This window comes from Kineosporia sp. A_224 (genome assembly GCF_002198655.1).
Taxonomy (GTDB): Bacteria; Actinomycetota; Actinomycetes; order Actinomycetales; family Kineosporiaceae; genus R-H-3.
Map to the genome: position 1 here is coordinate 26,329 of NZ_MWLN01000117.1, position 25,008 is coordinate 51,336.

The 25,008-nt window shown below is 71.8% G+C and carries 17 protein-coding genes, 1 pseudogene and 1 CRISPR repeat array; of the genes and pseudogenes, 6 read left to right on the plus strand and 12 right to left on the minus strand.

The genetic code is table 11. From position 1 onward, the window contains the following. Positions 1 to 103: 103 nt before the first annotated feature. From EDJALFJO_RS10365 to EDJALFJO_RS34920, 3 genes are all read left to right on the plus strand, one after another. The gene (locus EDJALFJO_RS10365; RefSeq protein ID WP_088284859.1) at positions 104 to 595 is read left to right on the plus strand and encodes a nitroreductase family deazaflavin-dependent oxidoreductase; all 492 of its coding nucleotides are present in this window, start codon (positions 104 to 106) and stop codon (positions 593 to 595) included. A gap of 629 nt (positions 596 to 1,224) precedes the next feature. After that, positions 1,225 to 1,797, plus strand: coding sequence for a hypothetical protein (locus tag EDJALFJO_RS33375; protein ID WP_143448449.1), 573 nt, complete (start codon positions 1,225 to 1,227; stop codon positions 1,795 to 1,797). A gap of 1,306 nt (positions 1,798 to 3,103) precedes the next feature. After that, positions 3,104 to 3,955: a response regulator transcription factor gene (locus EDJALFJO_RS34920; RefSeq protein WP_088284863.1), complete on the plus strand. Its 852-nt coding sequence runs from the start codon at positions 3,104 to 3,106 to the stop codon at positions 3,953 to 3,955. A gap of 156 nt (positions 3,956 to 4,111) precedes the next feature. Here the strand turns inward: EDJALFJO_RS34920 and EDJALFJO_RS10380 are convergent, their stop codons facing one another. The 8 genes and pseudogenes from EDJALFJO_RS10380 to EDJALFJO_RS10415 all read right to left on the minus strand — a co-directional run bounded on the left by EDJALFJO_RS10380 (position 4,112) and on the right by EDJALFJO_RS10415 (position 17,540). Next, positions 4,112 to 5,191 carry a tyrosine-type recombinase/integrase gene (locus tag EDJALFJO_RS10380; protein WP_088284865.1) on the minus strand — a complete coding sequence of 360 codons (1,080 nt, stop codon included), beginning with the start codon at positions 5,189 to 5,191 and terminating at the stop codon, positions 4,112 to 4,114. Positions 5,192 to 5,471: 280 nt separating this feature from the next. Beyond that, positions 5,472 to 6,744: a CRISPR direct-repeat array (repeat unit 36 nt; unit sequence GCCTCGATGAAGGGCCGTCCCCGAAGGGACGGCGAC). Between the two features lie 65 nt (positions 6,745 to 6,809). Next, positions 6,810 to 8,279: pseudogene (cas1, locus tag EDJALFJO_RS36345) on the minus strand (CRISPR-associated endonuclease Cas1); the annotation flags it as partial. After that, the gene (locus EDJALFJO_RS10390) at positions 8,218 to 9,279 is read right to left on the minus strand and encodes a hypothetical protein (protein WP_088284867.1); all 1,062 of its coding nucleotides are present in this window, start codon (positions 9,277 to 9,279) and stop codon (positions 8,218 to 8,220) included. The gene EDJALFJO_RS10390 and the pseudogene cas1, both read right to left, overlap by 62 nt. Further along, complete coding sequence (locus tag EDJALFJO_RS10395) at positions 9,276 to 12,344, minus strand: type I-U CRISPR-associated helicase/endonuclease Cas3 (protein ID WP_088284869.1); 3,069 nt, start codon at positions 12,342 to 12,344, stop codon at positions 9,276 to 9,278. Before EDJALFJO_RS10395 ends, EDJALFJO_RS10390 begins: the two co-directional genes overlap by 4 nt. Beyond that, the gene (csb2, locus tag EDJALFJO_RS10400; RefSeq protein ID WP_088284871.1) at positions 12,341 to 13,951 is read right to left on the minus strand and encodes a type I-U CRISPR-associated protein Csb2; all 1,611 of its coding nucleotides are present in this window, start codon (positions 13,949 to 13,951) and stop codon (positions 12,341 to 12,343) included. The genes EDJALFJO_RS10395 and csb2 overlap by 4 nt, the downstream gene beginning before the upstream one ends. A gap of 1 nt (position 13,952) precedes the next feature. Next, entirely contained in the window at positions 13,953 to 15,152 is a 1,200-nt protein-coding gene (locus tag EDJALFJO_RS10405; protein ID WP_088284873.1) for a type I-U CRISPR-associated protein Cas7, read from the minus strand. A gap of 284 nt (positions 15,153 to 15,436) precedes the next feature. Then, positions 15,437 to 16,306, minus strand: coding sequence for a hypothetical protein (locus EDJALFJO_RS10410; RefSeq protein WP_088284875.1), 870 nt, complete (start codon positions 16,304 to 16,306; stop codon positions 15,437 to 15,439). Between the two features lie 67 nt (positions 16,307 to 16,373). After that, a complete protein-coding gene (locus tag EDJALFJO_RS10415; RefSeq protein ID WP_143448450.1) occupies positions 16,374 to 17,540 on the minus strand; it encodes a hypothetical protein in 1,167 nt (388 codons plus the stop codon). A 1,002-nt stretch (positions 17,541 to 18,542) separates the two neighbouring features. Between EDJALFJO_RS10415 and EDJALFJO_RS34215 the strand changes: the two genes are divergently transcribed. After that, positions 18,543 to 18,716 (plus strand): hypothetical protein, encoded by a 174-nt coding sequence (locus tag EDJALFJO_RS34215; protein WP_158220378.1) that lies wholly within the window; start codon positions 18,543 to 18,545, stop codon positions 18,714 to 18,716. A gap of 275 nt (positions 18,717 to 18,991) precedes the next feature. Beyond that, positions 18,992 to 19,627 carry a hypothetical protein gene (locus EDJALFJO_RS10420; protein WP_143448451.1) on the plus strand — a complete coding sequence of 212 codons (636 nt, stop codon included), beginning with the start codon at positions 18,992 to 18,994 and terminating at the stop codon, positions 19,625 to 19,627. Positions 19,628 to 19,657: 30 nt separating this feature from the next. Here the strand turns inward: EDJALFJO_RS10420 and EDJALFJO_RS36075 are convergent, their stop codons facing one another. The 4 genes from EDJALFJO_RS36075 to EDJALFJO_RS10440 all read right to left on the minus strand — a co-directional run bounded on the left by EDJALFJO_RS36075 (position 19,658) and on the right by EDJALFJO_RS10440 (position 24,259). Beyond that, positions 19,658 to 21,076, minus strand: coding sequence for a hypothetical protein (locus tag EDJALFJO_RS36075; protein ID WP_088284881.1), 1,419 nt, complete (start codon positions 21,074 to 21,076; stop codon positions 19,658 to 19,660). After that, positions 21,073 to 21,483: a hypothetical protein gene (locus EDJALFJO_RS34220; protein ID WP_088284883.1), complete on the minus strand. Its 411-nt coding sequence runs from the start codon at positions 21,481 to 21,483 to the stop codon at positions 21,073 to 21,075. Before EDJALFJO_RS34220 ends, EDJALFJO_RS36075 begins: the two co-directional genes overlap by 4 nt. Positions 21,484 to 21,656: 173 nt before the next feature. Continuing rightward, complete coding sequence (locus EDJALFJO_RS10435; RefSeq protein WP_198950182.1) at positions 21,657 to 22,226, minus strand: hypothetical protein; 570 nt, start codon at positions 22,224 to 22,226, stop codon at positions 21,657 to 21,659. Continuing rightward, a complete protein-coding gene (locus EDJALFJO_RS10440; RefSeq protein WP_198950183.1) occupies positions 22,223 to 24,259 on the minus strand; it encodes a type IV secretory system conjugative DNA transfer family protein in 2,037 nt (678 codons plus the stop codon). The genes EDJALFJO_RS10435 and EDJALFJO_RS10440 overlap by 4 nt, the downstream gene beginning before the upstream one ends. A 409-nt stretch (positions 24,260 to 24,668) precedes the next feature. On the opposite strand from EDJALFJO_RS10440, the gene EDJALFJO_RS10445 reads away from it, so the two are divergent. Continuing rightward, a complete protein-coding gene (locus EDJALFJO_RS10445; RefSeq protein ID WP_143448453.1) occupies positions 24,669 to 24,962 on the plus strand; it encodes a hypothetical protein in 294 nt (97 codons plus the stop codon). Positions 24,963 to 25,008: the final 46 nt, after the last annotated feature.

Consider the following 25,008-nt stretch of genomic DNA (forward strand, 5'->3'; position numbering starts at 1 on the left):
GCTCGGCGGCGTGGTTGACCGGTTGACGAGATCGGGCATGCCCGACCGGGAAGCGTGTGACCGACCAGACTGATTCGGTGGGAACGACCGACGGAGGAGAGCCATGTTCGGAGGATGGGTCGTAGCTGCGCTGAGCGCGCTCCTGCTGCTGGTCGCACTCGCAGCCGGGGTGCTCCTGTGGGGCCTGCGCCGCAAGTACCCGCCCGTCCTCGACACGGTCCGCCGGTTCGCCCGCGACGTCAGCAACCCACGGCTACTGAAGACGGCCGGCCAGCCCGGCTCGATCGCGGCCATCCTGCGGCACAAGGGTCGCAGCTCCGGAAGCCTCTACGAGACACCCGTAACCGCTGTCGCCGGCGTAGGAGGGTTCGTGATCGCCTTAACCTACGGGGCGAACACCGACTGGATGAAGAACCTGCTCGCCGCCGGTTCGGCCGTCCTGGTCCACGACGGGCAGACGCATCCCGTGGATCGACCCAAGGTCGTTCCGCTCGCCGAGGCGATCCAAGACTTCCCGCCCGGCGTAAGAATGGCGCTGCGCCTGTTCGGCGCCCAGGAATGCGTGCGCCTGCACACCGCCGCGAACTCGCCGTAGACGTAGCGACCCAACGGTCAAGAGCCGACGCCGATCGGACCGCGAGTCGCTCCCGGCGACCGCTTCCGGCGACCGCTTCCGGCGACCGCCGCAAGACCATCGGAGACCGGCACGCCGGCGGCAGAGCCTGGAGGAGGTTGGGCGGCCCGGGAGCAGCGGCAGCAGGGCTACGAACCAGCCTGCCGCCCGATGCCGGTGCGGAATCGCCGCGTCGCGTCCGCATTCCAACCCTTGTCGAGCAGAAGCTGCACCCCGCGTGCGGAGCACCGCACACTCCTCCCACTCGGTTGCGTCCTGAACCCCGGGGTGCGTCGTACATCATTCAGGCCACGGACCTTCTGCCCCCAGCGTCCATGCCGCGTGCATGGCGAGGACGGCACCGGATGAGTGCCCATGCAGGAACGCCTCGCCGCCGAGAGCCCTCGATCAGGCCTCGATCTCATCCACACTTCGCAGGCCATGGACCAAGGCGGGGTATCCACCCGACCGGCCTGGGTCATCTCCTTCGGACTGGTTGCACTTCTACCAGCGGCACAATACGCTCCCGTATGTACACCATTCGCTAGCGTATGGTCGATGCATCTGATCCGGGTTCGCCCGGCTCGCCGTCGAGGGGATCGGCAAGCGTCGTGGGGATCGGCAAGCGCGAGCGGCTGTGGCCGGCGAATGTCGAGGTAGTCCGGTCCCGGGTCACCAATCTGAGGGAGCGACTGATGAACGGATCAAAGTCTCGCAAGCGGCAAGCGCTAACGCTCTGTACGGCTGGTCTCGTCCTGGCCGGCCTGGCACTAGCGGTCGCGACGCCCGCTGCAGCTGCCGGTTGCAGCGGCGGGATACTCTGCGGCGCGGTCAACAACCGAACCGGCCGAACCATGCATTACACGACCTACCTCAGCGCCACCAGACCTTCCACCGGCCTGTGCGACGTCTGGAACTGGGACGGCGGCGCCACAGCCCACTCTCTGCTCGCCTACTGCGACCAGAAGCCCTTGACCGGGGGAAACGTAGGCGGGAACTTCAGCGGGGTCGACGTTGACGCCTTCACGTTCAACCTGGAGGGCTACCACGAGCGGTTCAGCCGGCTGGGATCGTGGCACTGGCGCCAGAAGGGCGTGTGGACGAAGATCCGTTCCGGTGAAGCGGCGGACTGTGGCATCGGCGCCAACAACGAGATCTGGTGCACCCTGCTCTGGCAGCCGTGACCGACACCGCCCGGTGCAGCGTGCGCAGCTGTGGGCGCCAGCGTGCCGTGACAGCGACACGCTGGCGCGCCCGGCGTCGGGCTGGTCGGGAGGCGCGAGCGTGTCTGCATCTTGAGCGCGGCCGGATCGGCGCCAGGCCTACTCGACGTCGGCCGCTGGGTGGTGCGGACGCCCCTGCCTGTGGTCCAGGCGCTGTGAGAGTCCCAGGCACTGTGAGAGTCGAACCAGCGCCACTGCGGAGGTTTCTCGTCGACGACCAACCTCGGTAGGCAGTGGATCCGGGCCCCGCTCGGCTTTCGCGGACGATGTGACGGTCGGTCGTCGGGGAACCAGCAACCGGGCTGCCCGAGGTCCCCGTCATCGCCTTGACGACGTTCGATCACGACGCGTACGTGATCGACCTTGTGCGGGCCGGCGCCTGCGGGGTCCCGCCTCAAGGACGGGACGGAGACGACCTGCTGCGCGCGCCGTCCGGCTGGCCGCCCAAGAGGGCGCGGTGATCGCCTCAGCCCCGCTGGGACGTCCCCTGCGCACACCGGCGCCGGACGCCGTCCCGAAGGGCGGAGGTGGATCTGGCCGCATCGACCCTGACCGAGCGTGACGTCCTGAGCCTGATCGCCCCGCGGGCGGGAACAACCCCGAGATCGGCAGGACCTCCACATCACCGAACCGATCGTCAAGCCGCACATCGGCCACCACTCGCAACAATCGGCGTGTCCGCGATCGTGCACGCCGGGCCCGCATCGGGCCCCTGCGACCGCCGGCTTCGCGCCTGTGGCTGCAGCGTCTGGCACGACAGCCGGCGACGCCGGAGTTTGGACGTATGTAGGTCCAGGTGCATCCGGTCCGTCGGGGCCACTGCTGGGGGCTCCCGGCCGCCACGGGGGGAGCGGCCGGGAGCCCTGCCAGGGGACGGCGCGGGCACCTCTGCCCGCGCCATCGACGCAAGGCTACGCGGTCGCGCCGGCGCGGTGCCTCAGGTGACCTTCTTGTCACCCACCGATGCCCCGCCCACGCCCGGTCCGGAATCGCGTGACGTGCCTGGGAGTGATGCCATGAGGCGAAGCGGTTCTCGACGGGCGACTGCGGCCCAGAGTCTGGAACCGGTCGAGCGCTCCAAGGCTCCACACGAGGTTCCTGGCCAGGGTTTACCTCGCCATGACCCGCGCTTGACTGTTGCGAGACCTCAAGTGTGGCAACGAATTCGCGGAGTCGGCCATGCTGGCCCGGGCAGCGTTCGTCGTCGCGGGTCGGGCGGCGCTCAGTCGTGCATCTACTGGGGGCTATCGGTGTACGGTCCATCGCTGTGGCAGTGATCCTGATCGTGGAGGACGACCCGGGGGTCAGCTCTGCGCTGACCCGGGCGTTGACCGATCGTGGGCACACCGTGCGATCTCGCGGGGCTGGGATGCCGGGCCTGCAGGCGGTGCTGGACGACGCCCCGGACGTGGTGCTGCTCGACCTCGGCCTGCCCGACGTCGACGGCCTGCGAGTGCTGCCGATGCTGCGCTCGGTCACCACTGTCCCGGTCATCATCACCGCCCGCGAGAACGGCTCCGACGTCGTCGCAGCGCTGGACGCGGGGGCGGACGACTTCGTCGTCAAGCCGTTCGGCGCGGACCATCTCGACGCCCGGATCCGTGCCGTGCTGCGCCGGTCGGGTGCGGCGGGCGAACCCGCGGGGCCGATCGTCGTCGGCGGACTGAGCATCGATGCCCAGAGCAGGTCGGTTCTGCTTGACGGGGTCGTGGTCGATCTGTCCCGCAAGGAGTTCGAGCTGCTGCTGACGCTGGCGCGCAGGGTGGGCGATCTCGACCCCCTGATCGGTCCCACCCACGACGTCGCCGGGCCGGTCCCGGCCACACAGTCGATCTTGTGTTCGGACCAGAACGCGGGGATGGAACAGGCCACCCCAACCGTCCGCTACTCCCAGCGGGCGTTCCCGACAGCCGCAGAAGCTCTCCGGTCGTTCCTCGCCTCCCAAGACGTCAGCGCGCTGGATGTCGCCAGCCCCAGGCGTCCCTACACCGAGTACCGCGTACGGTCCGACGGAACCATCCGGTTCGAGCACTTCACCAACTGGAACGAGCACACCGCCGTCCTTGCCGCTCCCAGCCGCGGAAGCTGGCGCCTGACAGGCTTCACGTCTGCCTGCTGACTACGGGACCAACGGCCGACAAGTCCCGAACGCCCACCCTCGGACCGCCTCCGTTGCTGTGCAGCGGAGGCCAGGGTTGACCGAACGTGGTCCTCCTCGGGAACGCCGGCCCGGAGACACACCCACGTCTACTCGTGCCACGGGTTCCGTTCCGGGTCATAACCCGAGGGTGGTAGCCGCATTGTCGGTCCAGGCGTGCTCGATGCGGACGTAGGCGCCGAGGCTGGCCAGGGATCGATGTCGGGTCTGATGGGCGATGGCCCGGTCCGAGGCGCCGCGCAGGTGGGCGTAGGTGACGAACCCGGCGCGCAGGCTGTGCGCGCTGTACCCGACGGGCAACCCGGCCCGCGCGACGGCGGCCTGGACGAGGTCGTTGACGGACTCCGGGTGCAGCGCCCGGTCGCCGACGCGGTTGCTCTTGGCCACCGCCCGGAAGAGTGGCCCGGTCGTGATCCCGGCGAGCTCGGTCCAGGTCTGCAGGGCGGTGACGGGGCAGCGGTCGGGGTTCCCGGCGCGGGGAAGGACGACGAGCTCGGGCTGTTCGCCGGTCTGGTTGGTCTTGGACCGGTTCAGGGTCAGCACCAGCCCGTTGGCGTGCTCGGCGACGTCCTCGACGTCGAGGGCGACCAGCTCGCTGCGGCGTAGCGCGGCGACGAAGCCGACCAGGAGCAGGGCGCGGTCGCGGGCGCCGGCGAGGTCGGGTTCGGCGGGGCGGCCGCGGGTCTTCCAGGTCCGGGTGCTGGGGCAGGCGTCCAGGACGTCGAGCAGCTCGGGCGGCATCAGCGGCTTGGCCTGGTCGGGCGGCGCCCCGTGGACGCGGCGGATGCCTTCCCAGACGGTCTGGACCCGGGAGGTGGCGGTGGGGTCGGGCAGATCGCGGGCGGCGTGCGCGAACCGGATGGACGACAGGCGCCGGCTCATCGTCCCGACGCCGGCGCCGGCCATGGCGAGGGCGGTCAGGTAGGCGGTCAGCGCCGAGGGAGCGGCGGGCATCGGCTCGAGGTCGTGCCGGCGGCACCAGGTGCTGAACTCACGCCAGTCCGAGCGGTAGCCGCGCAGCGTGTTCGCGGCCCGAGCGGCCCGCGCGTACCGCGCCTCGCCCTCCGGCAGCTGCGCGATTGCCGGGCCGGCGAGGTCGACCTCACCCGGCGAGGACGCCGCCTCCCCCCTGCTCTCGATCGACGGGACGGACCCCGCAGCGTCGTCGTCGGGCGCAATCTCCGAGGGCTTGTCCACGGTGAAAGCCTAAGTGCTATCACCCGGGATTCCGTGCATTATCCCGGACGATAGTCCTAGACAACAGCCTTGGTGTCGCAGGGTCTCAAGGGGGGGCATGGCGGCCTCATGGGGCGTCCTCCCGGACACGCGCTTGGCGGGTCCTCTCGTGGGCGCGAGGCAGCACCGACGCTGTCGGCGCAACGAAGCCCTGCACGGCGACCGGCAGACCGAAGGGGACGGCGACACGCGACGCGCTTGCCTGGCCATCAGGCTTCTTCGCCTCGCCTCGCCTCGCCTCGCCTCGATGAAGGGCCGTCCCCGAAGGGACGGCGACGCGGTCACACCCAGCGGCAGGTCCACCTCTGCCCGGCCTCGATGAAGGGCCGTCCCCGAAGGGACGGCGACCCGACGTCCCGCAGATCCGGGCCGACCGGCTCGTCTGGCCTCGATGAAGGGCCGTCCCGAAGGGACGGCGACCTGGCAGGCGATCGCGCAGGCGAACCCCGTCCCTCGGGCCTCGATGAAGGGCCGTCCCCGAAGGGACGGCGACCGCGATGCCGGTCCCGCCCGCGCCCGGCGACGGCGCCTCGATGAAGGGCCGTCCCCGAAGGGACGGCGACCGAGACCGGGGATGACAAGTGGTTCGTCCTGCGCGTGCCTCGATGAAGGGCCGTCCCCGAAGGGACGGCGACTGAAGCGCCAGCCGCCCGACTGGCGGGCCGCAGCCTGGCCTCGATGAAGGTGTCCCCGAAGGGACGGCGACTCGGGATAGCCAGCCGACCCCGGTACATCTCATGTCCCGCCTCGATGAAGGGGCCGTCCCCGAAGGGACGGCGACTCCGGACCTCGAACGTCGGGCTCGAGTAGGTCTCGCCGCCTCGATGAAGGGCCGTCCCCGAAGGGACGGCGACCGACGGGCGTCTGGGAGAGCAGCGACGCGCCCGTGCGGCCTCGATGAAGGGCCGTCCCCGAAGGGACGGCGACGACGAACAACCTCACGGACGCGTCGTGGTACGTCGTGCCTCGATGAAGGGCCGTCCCCGAAGGGACGGCGACCATGGCGCGCGCCCGCAGCTCGAGGTCGTTGTCCCGGCCTCGATGAAGGGCCGTCCCCGAAGGGACGGCGACGGTGTCGTCACGGAGGTACTCCACTTCTCGGTTGAGCTGGCCTCGATGAAGGGCCGTCCCCGAAGGGACGGCGACCTGGACAACCCGGGAGCCACGACGGTGCGGTTCGGCGTGCCTCGATGAAGGGCCGTCCCCGAAGGGACGGCGACCCGAGGCCAGCACCTACTGGTACGGGACGTTCATCAAGCCTCGATGAAGGGCCGTCCCCGAAGGGACGGCGACCGTCGATGGTGTCGTCGTCCCACGCCAGGGGCGGGGCGCCTCGATGAAGGGCCGTCCCCGAAGGGACGGCGACGCGGGTCGCGGCACCCTCGGTCGGGTTGGGCTGCAGGCCTCGATGAAGGGCCGTCCCCGAAGGGACGGCGACCGCCCCCGCCCGGGAGGGCGCTCGGAAGGGCGAAGTCCTCGCCTCGATGAAGGGCCGTCCCCGAAGGGACGGCGACCCTCGGTTGCGGCCGTCGGGTCGAAGCCGTGCGTTGCCGGTGACGCGGGAGAAGTCCGCACTCTTGAGTTCGGCGTTGTTGAAGACGCTCAGGACGACGGAGTCGGCGACCGGGGCTCGGAACTCTTCGCACAGGTCGAGGGCGAGGGCTGGCTTGTTGCGGCCGCTGGAGTGCAGGAACCCCGCGTGCGGATCGAGCCCGCAGGCCACCACGGCCCGGATCACGTCTGCGAGCAGCAGGCCGTAGCAGAGGTTCAGGGCGGCGTTGAGCGGGTCGTTCGCCGGTCGCCGGTCCCGCGTGCTGAAGATGATGTCCTCGGCGCGGGCGCGGTCGTTGAGCATGGTGTCGAACTGCGCGAAGTAGCGGGCAGCGGCGTCCCCCTCGATCCCGAACAGTTCGGGGAGCGAGGGTGCGCTGGACGCCCTTCGCTGCAGGTCTCGCAGTGCCTGAACGGTGTCGGGGGCGTCGCCGTGCCGACGCAGCAGGGTCGCCTGGTTGCAGATCTTCGCCGTGACGAAGGCCCTGGCCAGGTCGAGATGGCCGCGGTCGGACGCGACGTGCTGCCGGACCCGGGGACCGCCGTTCGGGGTCTGCGCGGAGGCGGCCCACCCGATGACGCGACCTGCGCTGGAGCACCAGACCACCGGGGACCGACGCCACAACAGCTCGCGGATCAGGGCCCCGCTGAGGTCGATGTTGCCGTGGGCGACCACCGCCAGGACCCGTTCGAGGGGGACGCTGCCGACGTCCTCGCCGTGGTGGGTAACCCGGATCCGGCCGGCGCGCAGCGAGGCCCGGGATCCAGGGGTTGCCAGGTGCAGGACCTGGGAGTCCGGGTCGGCGACCAGCACCCTGCGGTGGACCGGTGCCAGCGCGCGCTCGTCGGGCAGGCAGACACCTGCGTGTGAGCATCGGGTGCACCGTGGGTCGTCCTCGAGTGGCGGGGGTGCTGTGCCGGCGTCGAGCAGGGCGGCGAGGTCGCTGCGGTGCCGGCGGGCGCGCTCGAGCTCCGGGGGCCCGATCTGGACGGCGACCCGGGTTCGGTGCTCGGTGAAATGAACGGCGGCCCCGGTGACCGGCGTGCCGGTCTCGGCCAGAGCCGCGGCGAGCAGAGCGAGTTGGACGACCATCGGTTCGGTGACCTCGGCCTTGCGTCGGACCGGGGTGGCCTTGTACTCGACGACGGTGACCGCACCTGAGTCGTCGATCTCGACGGCGTCGCAGCGCCCAACGACTCCGAGTTCGGCGCTGGCGACGTCGACCGCCCGCAGGCAGTTCGGCCGTGAGGCCGCTGGGTCGTCGCTCGCGGCATGAGCTTGGATCCCGACGGCCATCTGCTGGGTGTCGGTGCTCTCGCCCATTGCTTCGAGCCATGCGCGGCGGGGGCAGAACACGTGGTGGGCAACCAGGCTGATGGGGAGCAAACTGGTCGCCGGGTCGTCCACGCTCTGTCTGACGATGCCGGTCACAGCTTCACAGCGCCTCGACCGGCAGGACGTCACCACGCATTGCTCGGGGCTCGGCTGCCTTTCCATCGCTGACCTGATCGATCTGGAAGCGAATGACGCCAACCACCCCACGCGCCGCCAGCCACGCCCGGGCCGCCGCGATCTGTGGTTCGGCGGCCGCCCACCGTGGTGGGAGCCCGGCGGTCGCGGCGGTCTGCAGCTGCCGGGAGGCCAGGACGGTCCGCAGCCGGCTGGACGTCCACGGCACGGTCCAGACCGGCGTGTAGAACCACTCCGCATGAACACGGCCGAAGTGACATGTGGTGGCCGCTGCGGGCGGGTTGTCGGACCCGACTCGAGGGGTCTGGGGGAACTGGGAGATCCCCCACAGCGCGCACCAGGCCAAGGCATTATCGGTCGGCCCAGGGTTGGCCAGGCCGGTCGGGGTCCGCGAGCCTGGCTTGATCCCGCCGATCTCGTCAGCAATGCGTTCTCCGGCCAAGCCGGCGCGAACCCCGATGTGATCACGGACGGCGACGGCTTGGGCCAGCTTGCGCAACTTGTTCCGGACGAACTCCGCGCCTGAGTTTCTCGACTGCATCTCCAGCCGGCTCGCCCCATTGTCCTGCAGCCAACTCTTGTCGCCTGGCTTCCTCAGATCACGCGCCCAATACGCAGGCTCACCGAGCGCCTGCAGGAAGCGTAGGTCGAGCAACGCGCGATCCGCCGTGAGGTGATCGAGTGCGCCGTGCCGGGCCGCTCGGAGAATCAGCCATTCGTCCTCGCTGTCGCCGATGACGGAGATCCGCGGGCTCATCAGACCCCGCGGCGTGCCCCCCAGCTCGAGATCTGCGGCGACCCAGCCGGTGTCGGCGGCGTGCCGCCGGGCGTGGTCGTGGACGATCCGAACCAGGTCGTCGAGGTCTGCGCTACCAGTGTCGAGGCAGGGTCGGGGCTGCATGCCGGGGGTCCACCTCAGCCGGGTGCTGACGGTTCCGGCGTCTTCGACGATGGCTGCGAGGCCGTAGAGCGCGAGGTGGCTGAACAGCGTGCGCACATCGGCGCCGGCGATGGTGAGGGTGGTCATCGTCCCTCCTGGGAGATCTGGCCGTCGGCAGCCCGCAGGACGGCTTCGAGGTAGGCGCATCCCCAGAGCCCGTACCGGCGGTGGGTGCGCTCGACGAGGTCGTCCCAGCCGCCGGTGTCGAACAGCTCCCGGGATGTCTCGGTCAGGGCGTCGGTGCCGTGGGAGTCGAGGAGAAGGTCGGCGGTGGTGTGCGGGAACCCGGTCCGGCCGTGGCCGTGGCTGGTGCCGACGAGCCGGGCGGCTAGCAGCGGGTCGAGGTCGTGCTCTGCGGCCTCGTGCAGCGGTGTCCAGGCGTGCAGCACGGACAGTTGTTCGTGCCGCCAGCCGGCGGGCAGGCCGCAGGCCCGTTCGTTGGATCGGGCTTGCGTGGCCGTGGTGGCGGCAGAGCTCTTGGCCAGCAGCTGGTCGGGGTCGGTCGCGCCGAGGCGAACCTGGAACCGGGGGTCCTGCTTGCCGTCGTCGTGGTGGACGGCGGCGTGCTGCAGGGCGTTGACCACAGCGGCCGGCACGTCCAGGTCGGTGGCGATCCGGGTGACCCGTTGCGCGACGTCGTGCTGGTGCGCGGTCAGGGTCACGGTGGTGCCGGTGGGGGTCCAGGTCTGCCGCAGGTGTTCTTCGGCGCCGGCTCGGCGGCGGTCACGGACCAGCACCCGACGGACCGTCGCGTCGTCGTCGCGGTGGACGACGACCTCGCTGTGCTTGGGGTGTCCGCGCAGCAGGGTCTGGGCGGCCGGGGCCATCGCCCACGCCTCGGGTGCGTCGTGGGTGAGCCAGTCCGCCACCAGCTGCTCGGTGGCCTGCCTGGCGGCGTCCGGGTCGTCGAGGATCTCGGCCAGGGGCTTGGCCAGCAGCGCGAACCGGTGCTCGTCGAGGTCGGCGACCCCGGCCTCGATGCGCAGCACGACGTTGCCGGTCTGGCGTCGGGGCCAGCCGGTGAGGTCGGCCTGGCCTGTCAGCACGTCGTCGGCGGTGCGGGCCGGGACCGGACCGTCGTCCTCACCGGCCATGGGACGTACGACCGGCGGGGTGAACCGGGCGGGGTCCGGTGAGGCGGCGAACACCGCAGTGCCCGAGTCGAGCACGACGACGTCGCCCGGGCGCAGCTGCGGCACCTCCCGGTCCGGGTCGGACGGGTCGGTGCGCCAGGTGAGCACCGTGGTGTCCTGGCCGCTGACCCGCACCGTGACCGGTGTCGCCGTCTGGCCCGCTCCCGTGGGGCGGGCCAGGGTGGCCAGCGCCGTCCGGTAGGGCACCGGGAACACCTCGTGGCGTTGGACCGGCAGGTCGTTCAGGAGCCGGACCGCGTCGTCGCCCTGCACCGGCAGGGCGTCCCGGACGATGAACCCGACCGTGGTGTCGGAGTCGAAATCTTCCTCCAGCCAGAGCGCGAGCTCAGGTTCGGCGGCCAGGTCGTCGCTGGTCCGGGCCCAGTGCCACGCGTCGAACAGTTCGGGACGCTGCAGCAGGATCCGGCGGCCGGCCGGTGTCGGTGGCGGCGTGTCCCGCAGCGCCCAGGGCGCCATCCCGGCGTCGGTAACGGCTCGCTCCCGGACCCAGGTCAGGGCCGCGGCCAGGTCAGGACCCAGGTACGGGCCGGACCGGGTGTCCGCCGTCGGGTCCTGGTCCGGTGCGATCACCACGACCGGGCCGGCCGTGCGAAGGCCGCGTCGGTTGACCCGCCCGGCACGCTGGGCCAGCGCGCTGCCCGGGGCGAGCTCGGTGACCAGCCCGGCCAGGTCGAGGTCGACACCGACCTCGAGGCTCTGGGTGGACACGATGACGTCGACATCGTGGTTGCCGGCCGGGGTGAGTAGCCCGGGGTAGAGCTGCCGGAGCCGGTCCAGGTCGTAGGGGCGGGTCTGCCCGCAGACCGTCACCACCCGCAGCGGACGCCCATCCCGGCTGCGGCCGCCCAGCTCGGCGCTGACCTCGACCGCCCGCCGCACGGTGTTCACGAAGCAGCCCACCGTGTGAGTGACCGCCGAGGCGGTGCTGACCTCGACGCCGTCGCTCGTCGCGCCCTCGGTGCCAGTCGGGCCAGGCAGCAGGTCCTCGACCAGCAGCTCCTCGACGGCATCGGCGATCCGGGTCACCACCAGGCGGCGGGCCTTGTCCTGCTTGGAGTCCCAGCCGGCCACAGACAGCACACGCACCGGCTTGGGCCGGGTCAACCGGTCCGCCAGGACCGGGGCGGCGTCCAGGTCCGGCGGGTCCACCCCGACCGCGAGCAGCCCCTCTCCCCCGGGGGTGGCGCCGGGTCCGGCAACGGCCGGGGTGGCGGTGGTCTCGACGACCTGCAGCGGCCGCCACGGCACCGGCTCGTCGGCGACCCGAACCAGGTCAGCGACCCGCCGCGCGGTGACCAGCAACTGACGGGCCAGGTGCGCCTCGTCGACGACGACGACCGAGTCGACGGCCAGCAACCCGGCCTCCCGGGGCCAGGCCCGCCGGTCCGAGCCGTAGCCGCGGAACAGCACCCGACTGCCCCACATCTCCGGCGTCGCACAGATCACCGCCGCGGCCCCGACATGGTCACGCCACACCCGAGACGGCGGGGTACCTCCGCGCAGCCGGCCCAGCACCAGCGGAGAGACCTCCCCGCGGCCGCGGACCCCGGTCACGGCCAGGTCGCCGGTCGCATCGGCATCGGCGTCTGCTGCTGTGTTGGCGGCTGTGTTGGAGTGGGCGTCGGGATCCCGCATCCGCCACAGCCGGTCCGCGACCGCGGCCAGCACCCGGTCCTCGGGTGCGACCAGCCGGTCGGCCAGAGTCCTGGCGTACTCGTACTGGTCGTCGACGAGCACCCGGCGCCCGACGACCAGGGCCAGCCGCCGCGGTGGGCGGGCGGCGACCGGATCGCCGGCGGTCAACGCCTGGGCGAAGACGTGCACGTCGATGACGGCGGTCTTGCCGGCACCCGTCGGGGCCACCACCTGGTCCGGCCACCGCCCACCGTCCAGAACGGTGTCGAGCAGGCGGACCTGCCATGCGAACGGCGCCGCCCCGTCGTGCAGCGCGGCGAAGAAGTCCCCGAAGTCCGCCCGGACCAGAGGGCTCGCGCTCATCGAGGACCCCCCTGGGTCGTGCCGTGCAGGACGTCGGCCAGGGCGGTGCCCTCGGGAACGTCGACCGGGACGAGGAGCCCGCCGCCGAGGTGGCGGCTCTGCCCGAGCGCCAGCACGCAACGGTCCGGGACCACGTCGCCCAGCGAGACAGTGGCCCGGTAGGGGCGGATGACGGCGTGGTCGTTGACCTTGTGGACGTAGTCCTGCACCCGGCTGGTCCGCACCGGGGACGCATCGAGCACCACCGCATGCCCGTCACCGACGCGGGCGACCAGGTTGCGGTACAACTCGTCGCGGCGTCCGGGGACCCGCCCGAGCTGGTCGCGGACGACGAACCCCAACGACAGCAGCGCCGTGTCCGCGAACGTCCACCCGCCCTGGAGCCCGCGGATGTCTGGGATCGCCGGCGAGGCGGTCCGCCACAGCCGCAGTGTGCCGGTCGGGCGGTCGCGCCACAGCATGGCACCCGACACGGTCCGGGCCGGGCCGCTCACCGTGTACCCGGTGGTCGCCGAGGTCCGGAACGAGGTCAACCCGTCCGCCGCTGCGGCCAGCACCTCCAGGTCCGAGGGCCGCGCCCCGGCCGGGATCATCAACGCCAGCCACATGTCCCCACCAGAAGGCAGATCGACCGGCATCGAGGCGTCCAGGAAGTGCACCGCGATCCGGTTCGTCGGCGGCCGCAACCCCTTCGGGTACGCGCCGGTGACCAGCGGTGGTGCGCCGTCCCCGATGATCCGGATCAACGCCCGATGCACCGCGACCGCGGACCGCACCCGGTCCCGCTCCCCGATCCCGCCGCGCGCCGGCTCCTGCGCCGGGGTGATCGGCACCAGCATCACCTGCGGCCACGGCACGTCAGCGAGCACCTCGGAGACCGGCGCGTACCGGGCCAACGCCACCGCCTCCCGGGTCGGGACCGCAGACGTCGAACCCTCGTCGGTGCCGTACTTGTCCCGAGCCACCGACGGCGGCGTCCCCGTGGCCGCCCGGTGCGAGGCCGTGAGCTCGTCGAGCCGTCCCGGCACCGGCAGCTCCAGATCCCAACCGCCAGGGGTGAACAACCCGGCGTCGGGGTCGAGGCGGTGCGTGGCCGCCGGGAGCGCCTCGCCCCCGGCCCCCGGTGCCCCGCTCGCGCGCAGCCGGACCGGGGACTCTGAGGTCCCCAGGTAGGGCACGTCCGGGCAGAGTTCCGTCAGGGTCTGCGCGACCGCCGGCGGCGGCTGCTGGGTCCACGTCCAGGTGAACCGGCCGGCGACCGCGACGCTGACGTCAGGTGTCTTCCCGAGCTTCCTCGTGGCTAGTGACGCCTTCGACTTCTTCAAGGTTCCGTCGTCGCGGTACGCCACGACCCGGCCCCCGTTGACCGTCAACGGCGGGATGTGCACCTCGTCCGGAGGGTTCTCCTCGAGCCACCGCAACGCCTGCGCGTCCGAGTCGGCGACCGTCAGCGCATCACCGGTCGACTGTGCTCGCGGCCCCAGCCCGGCCGCGGACAACAACGCCGAGTACAGCCGCGACACCGACGGGACCGCCTCGACCCGGCCGTCCGCCGCCGCCCCGCGGTAGGTCCCCAACGGCAGTTCCGCTGTGATCGTGAACGTCATCTCAGGACTTGCTCTCCGTGTCGTCCTCCACGGCCCCCGCGACGATCGCGGGGTTGCCGGCCACCTCGAGCACCGGCCCGGACCACACCACCCCGGCAGCCTGCCCAGCCCGCTCGAGAGCCGCCGCGAGTAGCTCGTCCGCGGCCTCGATGGTCAACGGCTCCAGCGTCATCGACCGGCCACCACGCTGGTCGACCTGCAGCTCGGTCGGTGCCGCCTCCCGAAGATCGCAGTTCGCCCGCAGCACCAGCTCGGCGTCCGACCTGGCCAACGCGTTCAGCGCCAAGGCCGACAGCAGCGCCCGGCATGCCACGTCCCCGGCCTCACCAGCCCCGAACCGGATCTGCCGCAACGTCGCGAAGCTCAACACGTGCGACCGGACGATCCGGTGACACGCCACCCCGGCCAGCGCCTCCAGGGTCGGCGGAATCCCACCCAGCCCCAATGGCGATGCGGAGACCGGCTTGCCGCCCTTGGTCTTGGAGATCTTGTCGAACAGCTTGTGGCTCAGCTCGCCCTGCTGGCTGACCGCCAGCTCCTTCAACGTCGCCTCGCTGAGCAGCACCTGCATCCCGACCGGGTCGGTTCGGGCCCCACCCTTGAGCGCCGTCCGGTCATCGGCGCAGAACCCGACGATCTCCCCGACCAGCACACTGCGCCAGCGCCCCTGCCGAGCCGCCCGCGAGGAGTCCCAGCTGCCGAACACCAGGCTCACCGGTGAGGCATCCAGCAACGCCCGCGCGTTCGCCGGGCTCGCGTCCCGGATCGCCCGGTACTGCGGCAGCTGCGTCACCGGTGCCCCGTCGACCGTGCCCGCCCTCAGATGGCCGTCGAACACCCGGTGCGGCAACGTCAGGTCGGAGTACTCCTCCACCTGGCCGTTGCGCTCGTACCGCAGCAGCACCCGCGGCAACCGTGACAGCACCGGGTGCCCGTCCTCGATCGCATGCTGCAACGCCTGCTCAGCCCGGTTCAGTTGACTCTGCTTCGAGTCGATCACCACCGCCTGCGCCGACACCCCGTCGAGGTACCGCTTCTCGTACGCGTACGCCCCCTCGTCCCGTCCCCGCACCGCGAACTTCGCTGGCGCCACGCTCGCCTGCGGACCGCCAGCCGGCTCCAACTCGGTCACCGACGTCAGGCACGTCGGCCCACCCGTCGACGCGGCCGCCACCAGCACGTCGAGATCCAGACCCGTCACTGTCCACTCCTTCGCTGCTGAGGACCGACGCCCCCATCCAGGCCAACCACGATGACGTTACGCACACGGTCCGACACTCTGCGGCCGCTCCCCGAATCGTGGATGTCAGGGCGCGGGCCTCCGTGCAACCACGGCACGACCCTCCCCCCTGCGCCACACCAACGGCAGACGAGTGTGAGCTGCCGGATGAGGCGAGCAGGGTCGCCGTCACCACGGGAGACGGCGACCCCCGCTTCCATGTCTCGCTGGGTGAGCGCCCGGCGTCCAGGGCTACGACGGGCCCGTCACAGTTGCGGTAGCTGGGCCATGAACGCCGGCGCCAGCGCGGCCGGGCTGACCCCGGGTACAGCCGACAGCGCGCGGACGGCCATCTCGACGCCGTCGGTGCGCGGGGACCCGAACAGGCGGTGCAGCGCATCGAGACCGGTGCGCGTAGCGTCGCCGGCGCGCGGGTCACCCAGAAGCCGGTTCATGGTGGCCGCGACAGTCTCGACATCGGCGGTCATCATCAGCGCCACGATGTCGCCGGCGTCCTTGTCGACGCTGCGACCGGGCCGGCGTTCCGCGTCCGCGAGCCGTTCGGACACCTTGATGGCCTTGGCGATGAGCAGCGCGGTGGGCCCGGCGACCCGGGTCTCGACGGACCGGGAGTCGATGTCGGGCTCGAGGCTCGGCAGCGTCATCACTGTGTTGTCGACGACGGTGGCCTCGAGGCCGGGCACGCGCAGGAAGGTGCCTCGTGGGTGCGGTGGGATGTTGGCGCTGCGACGGCCCCTGCCGTCGTCGGTCAGGGAGTGCGGGACGAGCAGGTCCACCTCAATGTTGACGGGCTGCTCGTTCAGGGTCTGCTGCTTCCACCACAGGCCCGGGTTGCCGCGGTCGCCGCTGATGTTGCGTGCGAACCCTGCCCGGCTCATCGCCTCGTCGACGAGGGGATCCTCGCCGAGGAGGGCCGGGTCGATGACCAGGTCGCCGTCCGAGGTGAACGCGGCGACGCCGAGCTCGGCGTCCGCGGCGTGGATGTAGACGGCCTGGGCGCCGACCAGGATCAGGGCGTCACGGTGGTCGTACAGGGCCGTGAGCGCGTCGAGCAGAACCCGACGCGCAGCGACGTAGAGGATCTGCTGGTCGACCCCGACCGGAACCCTGGACACCCCGTCACTCCCGCTCGTTGTCTCCCGTGGCAGCCAGCAGCCTAATGCCGATCCCCAGCGTCGGTCCTCAACGCCGGTCCTCGGCCCACTCCCCCAGGCTCGTCAGCCGCCAGCCCTCGTCCAGCGACTGCAGGTGCTCCAGCACCGCCTCCCCTTCGGCGGGGAGCCGCCCGGGCCCGCCGAGGCAGTCCAGCACCAGCTGGCTGTACGCGACGTGCGGGACACCGTCGACCAGGCGGCGACCGAGCAACGCCTCCGACCCGGTCGAGCGCAGCAGCAGCACGTCAGCACCCGACTCCGCCGGCAGCAACCCCAGAGGGCGCCGCAGCGCCTGCAGGGCATCGTCGGTGACCTCCTCCAGGTGAACCATCAGCTGCCCACCCACGGCCAGCGGAGCGACCTTGGCCGCCGCCGCCGAGCCGGTGACCGCGACCCGGCCGTGGTCCTCCTCGTCCCATCGGTCCATGTGTAGCTGGGCCAGGACGTGGTCGACGCCGCGCTGGGCGACCATCGGGACCGGAGGATGGCCCTTGAGCAGGCCGTAGGAGCCCGCGCGCTCCCGCAGCAGACCAGCCCAGTCGACCCAGACGACGGCACGGTTGTCCCGTCGGATAAGTCGCTGGTCCTCCAGCGCGTCGAGCAGCCGGGAGATGTACCCCAGGCTCAGACCGGACGCCTTCCCGAGGTCGGTGCCGCGGTAGGGCGGCCGCACATCGGCGAGCACCCGGACCAGCCGACCGGCCTTGTCCCCGCGCAGCTGCTGCCGCCACGTCCCCTTCGAGGGGTTCGGGTCACGCTGCTCCCCCACCGTCTGGACGTGCACGCCGAGGCGAGGCAGCCGCAGCCATGTGTTCCCGGTCAGGTCGAGGTAGCCGTACCCGAGATCCTCCAGGACCTTGCGGGCGCGAGGACTCAACCAGGGCGCGATCACCAGCACCGCGGCGTCACCGGTCAGGCGCAGCATCAGGTCCAGCCGAGGCGCCAGCGAGCGGGAGATCGCCGCCGGCGTCGGGTCGGTCGTGACCTCCACAAGCACCGGACACGTCATCCGCGCCCCCTGAGACTCCACCGTGACGACATGGTTCAGGACCGCGTCCGGCGCCACCGAGCGAGGCAGATTGGACGGCTGCGGCATCCCGACGTTGTACTCGGTGATCTTCCAGTCCGGGCCGAGGATCTGCCGGACCCGGTCCAGTCCCTGCTCCAGCAGTTGCTGCTCCTGACCGCCGCTCACGACGATCCACCTCTCATGCAAACTTGCGCCCACGTAACAATTGCAGGAACCCCGCAATCGGTCATCATAGGCAAGTTTCACTGAAAGTAAAGATTGTCGGGACCACGCAACGTCACGTTCCAAGCAAACTCTCCGAAGTGACACCTCGTACGACGCCCTCTGGCCCGCGCCTCACGGGCGCCCGGGGCACCGACCGCGAGGTCCGCGCAGCCGTCGTCGCGCCCGCCCGCTGCGCCGTCCCGTCACGGCCATGGCTGGGAGGGTCAGCGGCTGCGGCCAGGTGCGGGGCGCAGGACGGGCGGTGGGAGCGCGGGGTGGGCCGGCCGGGTGGGTGCCGTGTCGGGGANCTCACGGGCGCCCGGGGCACCGACCGCGAGGTCCGCGCAGCCGCTGACCCTCCCAGCCATGGCCGTGACGGGACGGCGCAGCGGGCGGGCGCAGGGCAAGGTTGGCGAGGACGGGGTTGGCGTGGATGGCGTCCGTCGGTGCCAGGGCTGCGCGGGTCCGAGTAGCCATGGCGAGCAGGAGGTCGCCTGGCCTGTTCGTAGCGGGAGCCGGTCGGGGTGGGCCGAGATGGGCCGGGCGGCGGGCAGGTAGCGATCCGGTCGGTGGCCAGGAACGTCTCCTCGCTGATACCGCGGCTGAGGTTCAGCGCCAGGGCCGTCGCCAGGGAGGGCAGCTGGGCGACGGCGCGTGCGGCGGCCGGCCCGGTCACGGTGGGCTGCCCGGTGTGCCGGCCGGTGGCGTCGGAGACCAGGAACCCGTTCACGGCCCCGACCTGCTTTCCGGGTGAGGCGGATCCGGGGCCGACCGAGAACAGCGTCGAGGTGGCCGAGACGATGGCGTACTGGTCGCTGACCTGGGCCAGCCGCAGCAGCGCCTGCCTGGATCGGCGGCGCGTCACCGGTCGAGAGCACCCACTGCCGGCACGTGTGCGAAATAGTGTGCGGGCACCGTCGGCCGCTGGGGGATCCATGGCTGGCATCACCAGAGGGGGTTCGGTTGCTTCGTCTGCTCGATCATCCGGCTCAACTGATCATGCTGCTGCTCTTCCTCGCCGTCATTGCCGCCGTGATCATCGGCTTCGTGTGGTTGGTCGTTCGCCTCACTCGAGGTGGTCGGCGGCCGGCAGCGCCCGTCTCGATCGCACAGCACTGGCAGCCGCCCGGCGGCTGACCGGACGTGATAGCGCAGCGGGTCCCGTCGACCCGGCTCTGCGCGAGGTCCGCGACAGGCTTGGGATCGTTCACGGCCGAGGCGGCGGGCTGTCCCAGCCACACGACCTGGGCTCGGTGAGTAGCGTCGCGCCTATGCCATTGGTGACGCGTCTGGGGTACATGGGTGTGGGAGCTGTTCTCGGAGCCGGCGGCCTGGCTGCGGCGATTGCATTCGCCCCCGGCGCGGTCGCAGCACCTGCGCCTGGCAAGGCATGCTCCCCCAAGGGCGCAGTTATGCAGACCGACACACAGACCCTGCTGTGCGCGCAGACGCCGTCGGACTCCCGGTTCCGCTGGCGCGTCATCACCATCCAGGGCCCACCCGGGCCGGCAGGCCCGGACGGCGCCGCGGGCGCGAAGGGCGCCCCCGGCCCGCAAGGAGCGCCGGGACCGGCCGGCGTGGGGCAAACCGCTCACTGGCTGACGCAGCCTGTGACACCTGACCACTACGACCTGACCGTCCTGTCGATCGCGAAGCGGCCGGTGGACGGCGTGCCGAGCAACGCCTACCTGGTCAGCTACGCATCTGACGACACTCCGCCGACCCATTTCGTGTACGACGTCCCTGACGGTGCGCAAGTGCTGCGCGCGCAGCTCGTCGTCACCCGGCAGCGGTCGACCTTCACCGGCTACGTCCCCTTCGACGAGAAGACCATCGAGCTCACCGGACAGGGCGCAACGTCCTTCACCTGGGACGGCACGCCGATTGACGCCACGACGTTCGCGACGGATGTCGACTTCTACGAGTCGGCGGACTGCCGCACGATCAGCGACCCCGAACCCGGCGTGCCGTGCGGGTCGACCTACGACGGCGAGTTCTCCCAGGTGCTCGGCTATACCTACACACTGAGGACCCTGGTCTCGGACTGACATCACCGTCAGCCCGGTACCGGCGGCGGGTCAAGAGCGGCTGATCCGACGTGCAGGGAGCGGGCGTAAGACCGGTGGGGGTAGCGCCGGGTGAGCCGGTCGGCTTGTTGACTGGGCAGCAGCCGTCAAGAGGTCGCGCGCCAGGGCAGACGTCACCCGGGATGCCGAAGATGGCAGTGGCTTCATCCGGAGGCGCGCCTCCTCCGCGACCGTAGTCACCTGGTCAGCGGCACGCTGGTAACGCCGTCGTTCCGGGTGGACGGCGATTCGGCCGACGATGAGTCGGCGGGGGTCACCGACGTGGTCAACAGCGAGGTAGGCATTGGTTTGAATGGCGAGCCGCACGTTGCCGGCGGCGGCCTGGAGCAGTCTGGGTAGTTGCCGAGCGGCAGCGACGAGGTCGGTCTGGACGGCGGTGGAGCGGTCCAGCCGGCCGCTGCGCGTAGAGGTGCTGAGGAAGGCGTTGACCGCTCGGACCTGCTCAGCGGGTGCCCAGGACCCGGCCTCTAGAGCGAAGAGCTTCGAGCTGCCCCAGACCATGGCGTAGTTCTTGGCCGCGTGCGCCAGCTCCAGCAGCGGGGACTCCAAGGCGCCGGGCGTTGCGCGCGCGAGGGCGGCAGAGCAGGTCGCTGCGGCGGCGGCGAGGGCGAAGTGCTGTGGCACGGTCAGGGGCGGCCCGTTCAGCGCGAGCTCGCCGGCCCGGTGCAGCGCGGGCGCCAGGTCGGCGGTCGTGGTCGGGATCAACGGCTGCAGGCCGGGTGCCGCTACGGGCAGGTGGTAGTCCTCGGGGAGCGGGCCGGCCTCGGCGATCCGCTGGGCGATGCCGGCCACGGTCTGAAGGTCGGTGAGGCTCTGGTCGGCCAGGGCTCGGTGGGCGGCCGCGAACTGATCGCCGCCTTGATGGAGGGCGACGGCGAGGTCGTGGTCGGCGGCGGCGACGCCGGCTGCGAGAGCGCAGAGGTCGGCGGCCAGGCCCCAGGCGACGTTCGGGGATCCGGCCGGTGGTTGACCATCGGGTCGTTGGGGGGCGAGGCCGGCCCACTGCCAGGCCCAGGACGGGTTGTCGGGTCGAGCTCGGGTGATCTCGACCGTTGCGGCGTCGAGCTCGCGGGCCAGGGCCGCCCAGGCGCGGGCGGTGGGGTGGCTCGGCGGGTCGAGGGCGATGTCGGTGGGTGAGGGCCCGGCCAGCCCGGTGGCCGGTCGCTTGCGCAGTGCCTCCCCCAGGCCGAGCATCGGGTGCCGGATGAAGTCCTGGGCGGTCAGGTCGACGGTGTGCCCAAGGCCGGCGAACAGGTACCGGTGCGACACCGTCAGGCAGGCCAGGGCCTGGTCGCGCGCCTGGGCGGTGATGACAAGGTCACGCGGGTCGGTCATGTCCTGGTGCCCGGTAGCGATGACCTCGACGAGCGCGGCGGCAGCGGCCGCGAGGCGTTCCGCGGTCGAGGTCATCGGCCCGGCCCAGCAGGCTCCGCGGCGCCGGATGGTGTCGATGCCACCCAGCGGCGCAGGTGTGCGGCTGCCAGCCCAACGGCGAGCCGGTCCCTGACCGTGGCCTCTGCGCCCCTTCCGCTGTCGGCGTCTGCACTCCCGTTCAGCCGTGACAGGTCGTCGTCCGGCCGTACGTCTTCATGAGCGGCCGCGGCGAGGAGCGCGAACGCGTCGGTGAGCGTGCCGGGCATCGGGTCGACGGGGGCCAGAAGGTACCCGTGCGGGATGTAGTCCTGGAGCTCGCCGATGGCGCTCAGGGCGGCGAGCTGGGCGTCCAGGTCGAGGGCGGGGTCCTGGACGGCGTGCACCAGGACGGCGCGGGCCCGCAGGCGGCTGGGGGTCTCGGGCCACATCTGGGGGGTGAACATCGTGAGTGCTCCTTCACCGTCGGTGGAGCCCGCCGACGGTCGGGCGGGCTGGTGCTCCCAGCGTCTGCTGGACGGGCGGCCGGACCCTGGCCCGTCGTCGAACCTGTGGACAGTGGGACGAGAACGCGCCCTGTGGACGAGTCGCCGCCCGACTTCTCGGGTTGCCGGGGTGGTCAGGGGTGGGTTCCGGTGATCCGCAGCCGGGCTGGTGGGTGGGTGTCGGCGTAGAAGGCCTCGAGGCGGGCGGTCACCGCGGGGTCGTCGGTGTAATGGTCGTAGCGGCCGGCGGCGGGCCAGTCGGTGTGGCCGTTGCGGCAGCCGGCGTCACCGAGGCGAGACAGCATCCGGTCCAGGAAGTGCGGCAGGGCGTACCGGTGCCAGTCCTCGATCAGGTCCGGGGCCAGGGACTCCCCCGCCGCCGCGCGCAGGCACGCCAGGACCGGGAGCTCGCGGGCCAGGTGCGGGTGACGGGGCCAGCACGGCGGGATCAGCGAAGTGGACCGCCAGGCGTACTCGTGGTTGACCCAGCCGGCGACCTCGTCGAGCCACTCCCACAGGTGCTCGCGCAGCTCGATCGAGCAGGTCGTCGGGTCCCAGGGGCGGGGCAGGCCGTGGACGGCGGCCGGGCCCTGGGATCCGACCAGCTCGGCGATCGCGTCGTCGTCCCCGCTGCGAACGATCGCCAGGTCGTTGAGCGCCTCGGCGACCGCGACCGGCGGCCGCGGGAACGGCAGCAGGATCACCACGCCCTCCCCGGGACCCGCACCGGCCGCTCGACGCCGACCGGATCGCCGACCGGATCGTCGACGAGTGGGCTCACCGGGCTGCCCAGCTCGAGGTGTTCGCCGGACCGGTGGCTGGACTGGTTGCTGGACGGGTCGTCACTGCGGTCACGGTCGGAGGGCGAGAGGCGGTGGCGGCGGGAGTAGTCGACGGCGGCGCTGGTCCGCTCACCCAGGTCCTGCTCGGCCGAGCGGGCGGCGGCGACCTCGGCGCGGGCGGCGGCCTGCTCGGCGAGCAGCACCTTCCCCGCAGCACCGTCGACACAGCGGCGGAGGCCGGCGATGACCGGTGGGGCGTTCTCGGCGATGACCAGAGCCTGGCGTTCGGGGAGCATCCGGATCTGCTCGGGGCGCAGGATGACGGCGTCCTCCCCGGCCCGGGAGGTCCCGACCCCTCCGGGGCCGTCGCTGACGGTCTGCCGCGAGACCCGGGTAGCGCCGACGAGGTCGGAGACCTCGCGGGCGAAGTGGACGTCCTTACCGCCACCGAACACGACGACGTTGTTCGTCAGCCCGAACAGGCTGCGGGCCTCGTCCTCCCCGTACGCGACGACGAGTTGGCGCCAGGTCTGCGTCGCGTACAGGAACGACAACCCCAGGGCGCGTTCGTTGGCCATCCGGACCCGCAACGTCGGCAGCGGCGCCGTCGAGGGCAGCTCGTCCAGGCAAGCCAGGAACGGCGGCGTCAACCGGCCGTGCACCGACGTCGTCGCCGCCCGCAACGCGGTGTCCAGGACGTCCTCGGCGACCGCGGTCAGCAGCGGCGACGCCGACGCGTACGGGTCCTCACGGCCCAGCAAGTACGCCGTCCCACCGTTCGCGACCAGGGCCCGCAGGTCGGTCGCCGGGCGCCCCGGGCCGGGGACGCAGCGGGCCCGGATCTCGGGCTGGAAGAACAGGCCCATCGCCTGCTGCACCGTCGTCACCGTGTTCCCCACCGTGTCCGCCGACCCGGTCAGCGCCCCGGCCAGCAGCCCGTCCCAGAACCTGGCCGCGTGCGGGTGCACCCGCAGGATCTCCATCGGCTGCTCCGCGGCCGCCGGGTCCGCGACCCACGCCAGGACGTCATCCAACGTGCGGCCGGTCAGGGCCGCGGCGTGCAGGAACCCCTGCAGCACCTTCGCGGTCTCCGCCGCGTAGAAGCGGGCCGCGGCATCCGCGCGGCCACCACTCACCGACCCCGTCACCGTCCCGGCGGAGAAGGCCTTCGCCCGCCGCTCGGCGACCTTCGGGTCCACACACCCCGCGACCGGGTCCCAGACCAGCTCCGGCAGGCCCGGCGCGGACCCGAACGGGTCCAGCACCGCCACCGGCCCCACCCCACGCCGCCGCCCCACCGTCAGCAGCAGGTCCTCCGCCTTCGTCAGCGTGACGATCGCCGCCCCCGGGTGCGCGAGCAGCGCCGGCGCGAGGATGTCCAGGGTCTTGCCCGACCCCTGGGCACCGAACACCCCGGTCGTGCGGTCGTACCGCACCCACAGGTCGACACCGTGCGGTGCCCGGGACCGGCCCAGCCGCCACCCCAGCTGTGTCGGATCCCGGCGCAGCGCTCCTGACGCCGGAGGCAGTCGAGCCGTCAGGGGCGGGCGGGCGCCGCGTGCGGGGAACAGGTCTGGGCGCATGACGGCGCGTTCCCTGCGCAGCCGACCGGCGCCGAGCACCTCGGCAGCCTGCGCCCGAGACGCCAGCCCACGCCGCGGGTCGTTCGGCAGCCACCACCGCCGCGCGAACAGCACCGCGCCCGCGCTCAGCGCCACCATCACCACCTCGGCGACGGCGACGCCGGCGTAGACGACCCAGGCCGCCGGGAGCCTCTTCGCCTGCTCCAGGGTCAGCCCCGTACCCGGATGGCCGGTGAGCAGACCGGCCACGCCCCGGCCGGCCGATCCCTCCCCGGACGGCCAGACCCAGCCGCCGCCGGTGACCGCGGCCGCGATCCCCTGCCCGGCCAGCGCCGCCGTCCCGAAGCCGGACACGGCGACGATGAGCACCACCAGTGGCAACTCCCATGTGCCTCCCCACGGCCGCGGATCATGCCGCGGTGAACCGTAGCCAGACATCCGCCCCTCCCCCTCAGCGTTATCGGTCTCCTGCTCAGGTACGGCAGAACTAGTGATCCGGACAGCACGCTGCAGAGGGCCGGGCCCGCGACCTATGTGCTCGAACCGGCCGAAGACCCGGGGCAGGCTGGTGCCTGCCCCGAGACCGACAAGCAACCGCCCCCGAGGGCCCTCGGATCCGTTCGGCGACAACGACAGTTGGCCTGGGCGGGTCGTCGCGTCGTGCAGCCGGGGACGCGTGCTTTGAGTCACCCACCCCTGGGAAGGCAAGGCTGCACTGTCACCCCGCCGTCAGCGCTCGTACAGAGCGTCGGTGACTGTGCGGTAAGAGAGGTATCGAGTGATGGCGAAGTCGAAGGACGGTCGTGGTCGTAGGGACCGCAGACCGCAGGGCAAGGACGGTCAGCCGTCTTCGTCGCTAGCGCTGCAGGTGAACACCGTGGTGGCCAGCATGGTCGCCATGTACACGGCAACGCACTCCGTCGTGCTGACGGTCGTGTCGGAGGTTGCAGTGCTCGTGGCTGTGGTGACGTACTTGGTGACCCGCCGGGAGCAGGATGGGCGTGAGGGCCCTGCCGGGCAGGATGACAGCAAGGAAGCCGGAGCGGACGACACCGGCGACGGTGACAATCACTGAACGCAACGGAGCGGGATCCCCTCCCTGTAGGTGGACCGCGCGTGGG

What these genes read in the sequence shown, in the direction of transcription:
- EDJALFJO_RS10445 (WP_143448453.1), top strand. Translation starts at nt 24,669, where the DNA reads ATGGCGAAGTCGAAGGACGGTCGTGGTCGTAGGGACCGCAGACCGCAG.
- EDJALFJO_RS34220 (WP_088284883.1), bottom strand. Translation starts at nt 21,483, where the DNA reads ATGTTCACCCCCCAGATGTGGCCCGAGACCCCCAGCCGCCTGCGGGCC.
- csb2 (WP_088284871.1), bottom strand. Translation starts at nt 13,951, where the DNA reads ATGACGTTCACGATCACAGCGGAACTGCCGTTGGGGACCTACCGCGGG.
- EDJALFJO_RS36075 (WP_088284881.1), bottom strand. Translation starts at nt 21,076, where the DNA reads ATGACCTCGACCGCGGAACGCCTCGCGGCCGCTGCCGCCGCGCTCGTC.
- EDJALFJO_RS10395 (WP_088284869.1), bottom strand. Translation starts at nt 12,344, where the DNA reads ATGAGCGCGAGCCCTCTGGTCCGGGCGGACTTCGGGGACTTCTTCGCC.
- EDJALFJO_RS10390 (WP_088284867.1), bottom strand. Translation starts at nt 9,279, where the DNA reads ATGACCACCCTCACCATCGCCGGCGCCGATGTGCGCACGCTGTTCAGC.
- EDJALFJO_RS10420 (WP_143448451.1), top strand. Translation starts at nt 18,992, where the DNA reads ATGCAGACCGACACACAGACCCTGCTGTGCGCGCAGACGCCGTCGGAC.
- EDJALFJO_RS10365 (WP_088284859.1), top strand. Translation starts at nt 104, where the DNA reads ATGTTCGGAGGATGGGTCGTAGCTGCGCTGAGCGCGCTCCTGCTGCTG.